Annotated in this window: 1 pseudogene; it reads right to left on the minus strand. The window is 70.3% G+C overall.

The annotated features are described in order from the left end of the window. A pseudogene (locus tag SE92_RS34220) lies at nucleotides 1–837 on the minus strand (apolipoprotein A-IV repeat region-like domain-containing protein); the annotation flags it as partial.

Consider the following 837-nt stretch of genomic DNA (forward strand, 5'->3'; position numbering starts at 1 on the left):
GTTCCGGCCACCAGGATGTTCTGGGCCTCGCGCGCGCCGCTGGTGAGGACCTCGGCGGTCGAGGTGCCGGCCATCGTCAGCGAACGCTGCACGTCGGAGGACAGCGCCTTGATCTGGTTGGCGGTCTCGCTCGAGGCCGCGATCAGCGCGCTCTGCGCATCGCGGGCGCCTGCGGTGATCGATTCCGCCGTGGTGGAGCCGGCCAGCGACAGCGAGCGCTGCACGTCGGCGGTGAGCGTCTTGACGTGGTTGGCCGCGTCCGAGGACGCCGTGACGAGGGTGGTCTGCACCTCGCGGGCGCCGGCCAGGATCGAGGCCGCCGTGGCAGAGCCTGCCGCCGACAGCGTGCGTTCGACGTCGGCCGCGAGCCCCTTGATCTGGTTGGAGGCGTCGCCCGACGCCGCGATCAGAGTCGACTGCGCTTCGCGGGCGCTGGTCAGGATCGAGTTCGCCGCACCGGTACCGACCGCGGTCAGCGCCTGCTCGACCTCGGCCGAGGTCATCTTGAGCTGGGCGTTGACGTCGGAGGACACCGTCATCAGCGACTGCTGAGCGGTGCGCGCACCGGTCTGGATCGTCTCGCTGGTGTTGACGACGAGGTTGGTGAGCGAGCGCTCGGCGTCCTCGACATGCGAGCGGATCGCAGTCGAGATCATCTCGGCGCGGGACATCATGTCCTCGCTGGCCTGGCGGCCGCTGCTCTCGATGCGGCCGGCGACGGCCTCGACGCGCGAGCCGAGCAGGTCCTCGAACTGCGCCACGCGCACGTCGATGTCGCTGGCGACCGAGCCGACCTTGGTCTCGATGGCCTGATGGATCTCCTGGAAGCGCGCCGTG

This window comes from Bradyrhizobium sp. AT1, from assembly GCF_001590795.1.
Classification (GTDB): domain Bacteria; phylum Pseudomonadota; class Alphaproteobacteria; order Rhizobiales; family Xanthobacteraceae; genus Bradyrhizobium.